At 40.8% G+C, this 1,436-nt stretch carries 1 protein-coding gene; it reads left to right on the top strand.

The genetic code is table 11. From position 1 onward, the window contains the following. The first annotated feature begins 71 nt into the window (after positions 1-71). Positions 72-1,127, top strand: coding sequence for an IS110 family transposase (locus tag ACQ93I_RS17175; RefSeq protein ID WP_431699602.1), 1,056 nt, complete (start codon positions 72-74; stop codon positions 1,125-1,127). Positions 1,128-1,436: the final 309 nt, after the last annotated feature.

Below are 1,436 nucleotides of genomic sequence, written 5' to 3'. Positions count from 1 at the left end.
AGCATTGTTTTTAGCATCAATGAAAAAGCAGTAATCGAGTATCTTTAAAATTCACCATAAACTCTAAAGATATGATAACTCGAGTTACTGCCTTACCAAAGCTATTCATTGGAATCGACATCCACAAGAGGAGCTGGAAAATACACTGTAGCACAGACCTTTTTGCTGGGAAATCTTTTACTATGCCTCCAGATCCAAATGAGTTGCTGAAGTACGTTCAAAAACATTTTCCGGACCACCAGGTATCTACTGCTTATGAAGCCGGTTGTTGTGGTTATTCTGCACATCGCAGCTTTGTGAGCTTTGGTTGGGAATCGTTAGTTGTGAATCCTGCCGACATTCACCGGAAAGGAAAAGAACGCTACACCAAAACCGATCGAATCGATGCGCAGCTCATTAGTCGCGAACTCAAAGACGGCCGACTGCAAAGTATCATAGTTCCCGATATAGAACGTGAAGAACTTCGAAGTCTGTTTCGTCGCCGCAATGATCTGGTGAAGGATCTACGGAGAATTAAGTCTCTGATAAAAATGCAGTTGCTCTATTACGGAGTCAAGGTTCCACCCGAATTTGATAATGATCATTGGAGCCATGAATTTCGTCATTGGGTAGATAGCCAGGAATTCGAGTATGGTACTGCCAGGGAATCCCTGGCCAGTAAAATGCGTGATTTCCGTTTCACTGATAAGGAGCTTCGTGATATTTCCAGTAAGTTGAGAGCCTATTGCCGTACACATTTCAAACAAGATTATTACCTGCTAAGGAGCATTCCGGGGATTGGAGGTATTGTAGCAGTGGGTATTATTGCCGAGCTTGGTGATCTAAGGCGTTTCAGCAGTCTTAAACATCTTGCAGGTTATATAGGGCTGGCTCCCAATATTTACGAGAGTGGTGCTAATTCTAAATCTAAAGGGATGAACCCGAGATGCCATAGACTCATCCGCTCTTATTTTGTGGAGGCTGCCTGGCAAGCCATAAGGACAGATCCCGTGATGCAGACTTATTACCGCCAGCACCTGGGTAAGGACGTCAAGAAAATAATAGTTAAGGTGGCTCACAAATTATTAAGCAGAACCTTAGCCGTAATAAAAACTAAAACTCCTTATGAAATTGGGGTGGTAGCATAAATATAAATCAATGACCAAGCTCAAAATATTAGAAGCCCATACCACAAAACAACGTAGGTGGCCATTTCAGGATCACATTTTTTAGCTAGTGGATGGGCTTATTTAACCAATCATAATGATGCTGGTGGCGCTAATAGAAGTGACCACAAATAGGATGCGGAGCGGGTTATTATGCATTTAATTTCTACTGAAGCAAAGCTTCATCAAAAATTAAATGTGCTAAAAAATTATAAACTATTGAAATAAAGAGAATTAAATATTAATTTTAGAAGAGAAGCCGATTATTGCTTTTCATAGGATATGTTGTTG

Source organism: Salinimicrobium sp. WS361, assembly GCF_050750585.1.
Lineage (GTDB): Bacteria > Bacteroidota > Bacteroidia > Flavobacteriales > Flavobacteriaceae > Salinimicrobium.
Note: the sequence above shows the minus strand (reverse complement) of the source record. Positions and strands in the feature narration are given on the sequence as shown.